Below are 8,285 nucleotides of genomic sequence, written 5' to 3'. Positions count from 1 at the left end.
ACGCCCTTGCGATTCGGATTCTCTTCCCCTCAGTCGGGGTAAGACAGGTTTCTTTCAACCTGACGGGTTTGCCAGCTTCGCTGGGCAAACAAAAAAGCACCATAATCACTTATGGTGCTTTTTTATTTTAACGAAATAAACAAGGCAAAACAGCCTACAGACGACTAACTAGCAAGCAAGGCATCTACAATCACTTTATTTGCTTCCGGGAAAGAGTAATCGGCAAGATCAGCCACTGAAACCCAACGCACTTGTTGACCCTCATCTCCGCGAGCTTCACCAGAAAACTCCGTCACAGTGAAAAAAACCAACTCAACCTGTTTATCCCCGTAATCATGAGACACGGTATTAAAGTAATCTGAGCGCTTCACCACAATACCACATTCTTCCTGCAACTCTCTTGCTAAGGCTTGTTCTGGAGATTCTTCAGCTTCACACTTACCTCCTGGAAACTCCCACAGGTCACCCTGATGCTGACTGGCCTTGCGCAGTGCAATAAAGACTTTTTGCTCGCGAATAATGATTCCCGCCGCCACACGCACTAACATCAGGTACGGTAATCCGCATTAATGGTGACGTACTCATGGGAGAAATCCGTCGTCCAAACCGTATCCGATGCCTCACCAGCACCTAGGTCAATTTGAATATGAATTTCCGCTGGCGCCATGGCTTCTTGACCATGCTCCTCTAGATAACCAGGAGAGCGACAACCATCACGGGCGATTTCAAAACTATTGATGTGCAGCTGAACCTTATCCACATCAAGCTCTGCAACACCTGCACGCCCCACCACAGCCAGAATACGCCCCCAATTCGGGTCAGACGCAAACAAAGCAGTTTTAACCAAAGGCGAATGTGCCACTTCAAAAGCAACCTTAGTTGCATCTGATTCAAGCTTGGCACCTTTCACTTCAACCGTTACAAACTTGGTTGCACCCTCACCATCACGCACAATGGCATGAGCCAACTCTTGCATAACCTGAGTAAATGCCACAATGAACGCTTGCGCTAAAGGCGAGCCTATGTCCGTCACTAACTCATTACCCGCTCCCCCTGTTGCTACAGCAACACAGGAATCATTGGTAGAGGTGTCACTATCAACCGTAATGCGGTTAAAGCTCTTATTGACCACCTCTTTCAGGATCGCTTGCAGCACCCCTTTGTCCATTGCGATATCACTAAAGACATAACCCAACATAGTGGCCATATTTGGGCGTATCATCCCCGCCCCTTTAGAAATACCCGCTACCGTATAACTGCGACCATCAAATTCAAAATGGCGCACAGAGCCTTTTGGCAGCGTGTCTGTGGTCATAATACCAACACCAGCAGCGCGCCAATTATCACCTGTCAGAGATGACAAGGCGGCAGGTATGGCCGCTACAATCTTATCCGCTGGTAGTGGCTCACCAATCACGCCGGTTGAAAAAGGCAACACTGCCTCAACAGGAACACCTACCGACTGCGCTAAGGCATTACAAGTTAGCAAGGCGTTTTCCATACCAGACTTACCCGTACCAGCGTTCGCATTGCCAGTGTTTATTAACAAATAACGCGCATCAGTCGTCGCTAAGTGCTTTTGACACAAACGTACCGGCGCTGCACAGAAAGCATTTTGCGTAAAGACACCAGCCACAGCGGCACCTTCACACAACTCAAATACGACCACGTCTTTTTTATTGGCTTTTTTAATGCTGGCTTCGGCATAGCCAATATTCACACCCTTAATTTCAGGGATACTAGGGAATTCTTGTAAACCTACTGCCATTTGACCGCTCCCTTATTAAACCAAACTGCCATGACAGTGCTTATATTTTTTTCCTGACCCACAAGGACAAGGCTCATTACGACCCACTTTAGGGTACTCTGAGGCATTGTCTTTGGCATCACTTTCAGGCAAGGCAGAAGAGGACTCATGCTGCATACTGAGCTGAGTTTTTTCTTCTTCAAGTCGGCGCGCTTGCTCGATTTTCTCCACTTCTTCTGGAGACTGAACCTTAACGCGGGTAACAATCTGAACTACCTCAAACTTAACTTGATCCAGCAAGCTCTGGAATAATTCAAACGCCTCACGCTTATATTCTTGCTTTGGATTCTTCTGGGCATAACCACGCAAGTGAATACCTTGACGCAGCATATCCATCGTTTGCAAATGCTCTTTCCAATGAGTATCAAGAACCTGCAATAAGACCTGCTTCTCAAACATACGCAACGAGCCGTCACCAGCCGCCGCTTCTTTTTCTGCATAGTCGCTAACAAAAGCATCCAGAATTTTCTGACGCAATGGCTCTTCATACAACTTAGAGTCTTCTTCTACCCATTGCGCAACAGGCAACTCCAAGCCAAATTCATTACGGATTTTTTCCTCCAAGCCTTTAAGATCCCACTGATCATAAACACTTTGTGGTGGAATAAACTCATCAATCAGGTTGCTCACTACTTCTTCACGCATTCCACTAACCGCTTCTGATAAATCTTCAGAAACCATCATATCGAAACGCTGACGATAGATAACTTGACGCTGATCATTCGCCACATCGTCGTATTCTAGAAGCTGCTTACGAATGTCGAAGTTTCGACCTTCTACTTTGCGCTGAGCTTTTTCAATCGCATTAGAAACCATCTTATGCTCAATGGCTTCCCCTTTCTCCATCCCTAATGCCATCATCATTTTCTTGATTCGATCAGACATGAAAATACGCATCAAACTATCTTCAAGCGATAGATAAAAACGCGAGGAACCCACATCACCTTGACGGCCAGCACGACCACGTAACTGGTTATCAATACGACGCGACTCATGGCGCTCAGTACCAATAATATGCAAACCACCGGCAGCCAACACGGCTTCATTACGCTTCTTCCAATCCAGCTTAAGCGCATCAATTTCTTTTTCTGTTGCAGACTCGCCCAGCTGATCAATCTCAACCTGCAAGTTACCACCCAACATAATATCTGTACCACGACCTGCCATATTGGTCGCGATAGTAACCGCACCAGGTCGGCCCGCTTCAGCGACAATTTGCGCCTCGCGCTCATGCTGCTTTGCATTCAAAACATTATGCTTAATGTTTTTCTTAGTTAAGTAATTAGACAGCAATTCAGAATATTCAATCGATGCCGTACCCACCAAGATTGGGCGACCTTGAGCCACATTGTCTTCAATATCAACAACAATGGCTTCAAACTTATCTTCTGTTGACATGTAGATAAGATCATTGAAATCTTTACGCTGAACAGGCTTATTCGTCGGAATAACCACTACTGGCAAGCCATAAATTTGCTGAAACTCAAACGCTTCAGTATCCGCCGTCCCCGTCATACCAGACAACTTATCGTACAAACGGAAATAATTCTGGAAGGTAGTCGACGCCAAGGTTTGGCTTTCCGCCTGTATTGTTACCCCTTCTTTGGCTTCTACAGCCTGATGAATACCTTCTGACCAACGACGGCCTTGCATAGTACGGCCAGTATGCTCATCAACAATGACCACTTCACCATTTTGCACAACATAATCTATGTTTTTCTGGAAAATCACATGGGCTTTTAAACACGCGTGCACATGGTGCAACAAAGACAGGTTACCCGCTGCATACAGACTATCGCCCTCTTGCAGCATCCCCTGCTCAACCAACCAGCTTTCAACAAACTGATGGCCAACCTCAGTCAATTCAATACTCTTCTGAGATTCATCAAAAACATAGTGACCAACAATCTCGTCGCCTTCAGCCTCACCCTCTTGGCGCTGCAACAAAGGAGGCAACTGATTGATCTTGCGATACTGTTCTGAGCTATCTTCTACCGCACCAGAAATAATCAGTGGCGTTCTCGCCTCATCAATCAAAATAGAGTCAACTTCATCGACAACGGTAAAGTTAAGCTCTCGCTGCACTCTATCCTCAAAGCGGAACACCATATTGTCGCGCAAATAATCGAAGCCAAACTCGTTGTTTGTCCCGTAAGTGATATCACTCAAATACGCTGCACGCTTGTCATCACGCTCTTGTCCAGAGAAGACAACACCCACACTCATATCTAAAAATTCATACAGGGGGCGCATCCAGTTCGCATCACGCTTGGCCAAATAATCATTCACCGTAACAACATGCACACCTTTGCCAGAAATGGCATTAAGATACACAGCCAAGGTTGCTACAAGCGTCTTACCTTCACCGGTACGCATCTCTGCAATCTTGCCTTCATGAAGGACCATGCCACCAACCAGCTGCACATCAAAGTGGCGCATCCCCATAACACGGCGACTGCCTTCACGAACCGTAGCAAAAGCTTCTGGCAACAAAGCGTCTAAGGATTCGCCTTTAGACACTCGCTCGCGGAACTCATTGGTTTTTCCTGACAGTTCATCGTCTGAAAGCTTGCTAAAGGATTCTTCAAGCTTATTAATTTGAGCAACCACTTTCTTAAGTCGCTTCACTTCTCGGTCATTCTTTGTACCGATTACCTTTTTAATTACAGTTCCTAACATCTTGAATACAACGCAGCCAAATTAGTAATGATTAGAGTCTACCACGGTAATGTGGGACAAAACATGAAATATCAAGTAGCCAAACACAAAAAAGCCAGACATATGGTCTGGCTTTTTGATGATTTTTCTTATTTCGATCAATTATTAAGCACCCGCTAGGACAGGCTCAACATAAGAAATAGGTTTTACTTGAGCTTCGTCTTCAAAGACGACATATTCCCAAGCCTCTTGCTGCTCAAGCAGAGCCAACAAAAGCTTATTATTCAAAGCATGACCAGATTTAAATGCCTTGTATTCTCCGATCAAGCTATGACCAAGAAGATACAAATCACCAATCGCATCCAGTACCTTGTGGCGCACTAGCTCATCACGGTAACGCAAACCTTCGTCATTCAAGACTCGGAAATCATCCAATACAATGGCATTTTCCATGTTCGCGCCACGCGCAAGATTGTTGTTTTTGAAGTACTCAAGATCCTTCATAAAACCAAATGTGCGCGCACGGCTGATTTCTTTTACAAACGTAGTTGTAGAGAAGTCAAACGAGGTGTGCTGAACATCTTCACCAATCGCTGGATGCTGAAAATCAATCGTGAAAGACAATCGAAAACCAGTATGAGGCTCCAAAGTCGCGTATTTATCGCCATCTTCGACTCGAATCGGCTTTTTAATACGAATAAACTTCTTCGGCGCACTCTGCGCTTCCAAACCGGCAGACTGCAACAAAAACACGAATGGGCTCGCACTGCCGTCCATTAAAGGAACTTCACTCGCACTGACTTCGACATAGGCGTTATCCACACCCAATCCAGCCATCGCGGAAAGCAGATGCTCTACGGTGCTAACCTTCACATCTCCTTGGCATAAAGCCGTTGCGAAATTTGTTGAGCCAACTGCGCGTGCATCACCAGGGATCTCAACAACAGGATCCAAGTCTGTGCGGACAAAAACGATTCCTGTATTCACAGGAGCCGGTTTTAATGTCAAATACACCTTCTCACCAGAGTGGAGACCTACACCGGTAGCTCGTATAATATTTTTTAATGTGTGTTGACGTACCATTAGATTCCTACACTTTCATGACAAGATATACTTTCAATTAAGAAATAATATCAATAACACAATTTTTATACAATTCAACGCCTTATGCTTGCATCTTTTTTACGCAAACTAATCAGCTTGCCGACGCAAAAAAGCGGGAATGTCCAAGTATGATAATTTATCACCGCTCGTCGAAGAGGCAGATTCATTTAAATCTCCTGCTTCAGAATCCGAGCTTTTCTCAACCACTTCATCACGACTAACCGCAGGTGAAGCAGCAACAGGCCTTGTTGTCACTCGCTGCTGAGGAGCTACCGCTGGCTTCTCTTCAACAACTCGCTCAACACTTGCCTGTACTGGTTGAGAAACTACAGACTCTCCTACAGCAGACTGCATTTCAGCAGTAGGATGCCCTTCTAAACCAGTCGCAACTACTGTAACTCGCATCTCATCTCCAACACTTGGATCGATTGCACAACCAATTACAACAGTCGCATCTTCCGATGCATATTCTTCAATAATCCCACCAACCTCAGTAAACTCAGACAAACCAACTTCTTCGTTGGCTGTGATATTCACTAGAACGCCACGCGCCCCTCTTAGGTTAATGTCTTCCAACAATGGGTTGTGTATCGCTGCTTCAGCCGCCACTCTTGCGCGGTCATCTCCAGAGGCAGAACCTGTCCCCATCATTGCCATGCCCATTTCAGACATCACCGTTCTAACGTCTGCAAAGTCAACGTTGATCAAGCCAGGGCGCATAATCAAATCGGTAATACCCTGAACGGCGTTAAACAACACATTATTTGCTTCACCAAACGCTTTTAGCAGGGAAATATTTTTCCCTAATACTGGTAACAAGCGCTCGTTTGGAACAGTAATTAATGAATCGACATTTTCACGTAATTCTTTAACACCTTCTTCTGCAACTTTCGCACGTCGACGCCCTTCAAATGGAAATGGCTTAGTCACAACGGCTACTGTCAAAATACCAAGTTCACGAGCTACTTTTGCGATAACAGGTGCCGCACCGGTCCCCGTACCACCACCCATGCCTGCGGTGATAAACACCATATCGGCACCAGTCAGCAATTGTGTAATTTTTTCTTGATCTTCAAGCGCCGAATCGCGACCAACTTCTGGGTTTGCACCAGCACCAAGACCTTTTGTAATGGTTGTCCCCAGCTGCAATGACACACCTGTATCAAAACCAGTTAGCGCTTTTGAGTCAGTGTTAGCGCAGATAAACTCAACACCTTCCAACTGACTTTCAAGCATATGACGAACAGCGTTACCGCCACCGCCACCAACACCGATAACTTTAATCACCGCGTTATCAGATAAATTCTCATCGGCTAAATCAAAGACGTTCATGGGCTTATAGCTCCTTAATTAATTCGTTCTCATTGCTACTACATATAGCTCTGAAACCAGTGTTTTAAATTGTGCCACACCTTCGCTGCACTGAAGGACGACCCGGTTTCTTTAGCCACTAACAATGATGTGTCTCGTTTATTTTGCGTCTTAGACATAACTTGCTTAGAGGACTCAGTAGTCTCAGCCTCCTTGCTTCCATAAGCCAACAATCCAACACTTGTTGAATATATTGGGTTATCGACAATGTCTGACATTCCTTTAGCACAATCTGGTACTGATAAGCGAACCGGCATATCAAATACCCGCTCTGCTAACTCAGCGGCCCCCTCCATAAGAGACGTACCACCAGTAATTACAATACCTGCCGGGATACGCTCAGCGTACCCACTACGCCTTAATTCATCTTGAATTAAATTGTAAATTTCTTCGTATCTTGCCTCAACAACCTCCGCCAACGCATGACGAGAGATGGTTCTTGGTTGGCGATCACCAACACTTGGCACTTGAATCGCCTGATCTACCGTTGCCTGTGAAGACATCGCACAAGCGTATTTTACCTTAATTTCTTCTGCGTGCTGAGTCGGCGTACGCAACGCCATCGAGATATCGTTGGTTACTTGATCCCCTGCCACCGGCACAACCGCCGTATGATGTAATGCACCATCCAGCCAGACTGCGATATCAGAAGTACCCGCACCGATGTCCACTAAGCAAACACCCAATTCTTTTTCATCTTCGCTTAACGATGATTCACTTGAGGCCAGTTGTGACAAAATCACGCCATCTACCCCCAAACCACAACGCTTAATGCATTTTTCAACATTCATTACAGCATTTGCGGCACCTGAAATCATATGTACATTGGCTTCTAAACGAACACCAGACATACCCAGAGGGTCTTTGATCCCCTCCTGCGAGTCAATGTGATACTCCTGCGGAAGAATATGCAACACCCGCTGATCTGAAGAAATCGGCACCGCTTGCGCAGCATCAATTACCCGATCAACATCTTCTTTTTGCACTTCGCCATTTTTTACCGCAACAATACCATGGGAATTCAAGCTGCGAATATGACTTCCAGCAACACTCACATAAACAGAGTGGATATTGCACCCTGCCATTAATTCCGCTTCTTCTACCGCTCGCTGTATCGATTGAACAGTCGATTCAATATTAATAACAACACCGCGCTTCATTCCCTTAGAGCTGTGAGAGCCAATACCGACAATTTCCAAACTACCGTCAGCCAGAACTTCTCCGACCAAGCAAATAACTTTTGATGTGCCTACATCCAAACCGACTATCATTTAACCTTCCCGGCATTTTAGTGCTGTTAGAACCGCCCTCTACCTTGTTTAAAAAAGCAACAAACAGGCCAAGT

The 8,285-nt window shown here is 45.5% G+C and carries 6 protein-coding genes; all 6 read right to left on the bottom strand.

The annotated features are described in order from the left end of the window. Positions 1-164: 164 nt before the first annotated feature. The 6 genes from mutT to ftsA all read right to left on the bottom strand — a co-directional run bounded on the left by mutT (position 165) and on the right by ftsA (position 8,211). Positions 165-548, bottom strand: coding sequence for an 8-oxo-dGTP diphosphatase MutT (mutT, locus tag DFP81_RS15370; protein ID WP_181903116.1), 384 nt, complete (start codon positions 546-548; stop codon positions 165-167). Further along, entirely contained in the window at positions 548-1,768 is a 1,221-nt protein-coding gene (gene argJ, locus DFP81_RS15365) for a bifunctional glutamate N-acetyltransferase/amino-acid acetyltransferase ArgJ (protein WP_115898786.1), read from the bottom strand. The genes mutT and argJ overlap by 1 nt, the downstream gene beginning before the upstream one ends. Before the next feature lie 15 nt (positions 1,769-1,783). Further along, positions 1,784-4,486 carry a preprotein translocase subunit SecA gene (gene secA / locus DFP81_RS15360; protein WP_115898785.1) on the bottom strand — a complete coding sequence of 901 codons (2,703 nt, stop codon included), beginning with the start codon at positions 4,484-4,486 and terminating at the stop codon, positions 1,784-1,786. A 144-nt stretch (positions 4,487-4,630) separates the two neighbouring features. Next, positions 4,631-5,548 (bottom strand): UDP-3-O-acyl-N-acetylglucosamine deacetylase, encoded by a 918-nt coding sequence (lpxC, locus tag DFP81_RS15355; protein WP_115898784.1) that lies wholly within the window; start codon positions 5,546-5,548, stop codon positions 4,631-4,633. Between the two features lie 108 nt (positions 5,549-5,656). Beyond that, positions 5,657-6,901, bottom strand: coding sequence for a cell division protein FtsZ (gene ftsZ / locus DFP81_RS15350; protein WP_115898783.1), 1,245 nt, complete (start codon positions 6,899-6,901; stop codon positions 5,657-5,659). Positions 6,902-6,939: 38 nt separating this feature from the next. Further along, the gene (gene ftsA / locus DFP81_RS15345) at positions 6,940-8,211 is read right to left on the bottom strand and encodes a cell division protein FtsA (RefSeq protein ID WP_115898782.1); all 1,272 of its coding nucleotides are present in this window, start codon (positions 8,209-8,211) and stop codon (positions 6,940-6,942) included. Between the last annotated feature and the right edge of the window lie 74 nt (positions 8,212-8,285).

It is taken from the genome of Marinomonas pollencensis (assembly GCF_003387375.1).
Classification (GTDB): Bacteria; Pseudomonadota; Gammaproteobacteria; order Pseudomonadales; family Marinomonadaceae; genus Marinomonas; species Marinomonas pollencensis.
The sequence above is the reverse complement of the archived record's forward strand: the minus strand, read 5'-3'. Positions and strand labels throughout refer to the sequence as shown.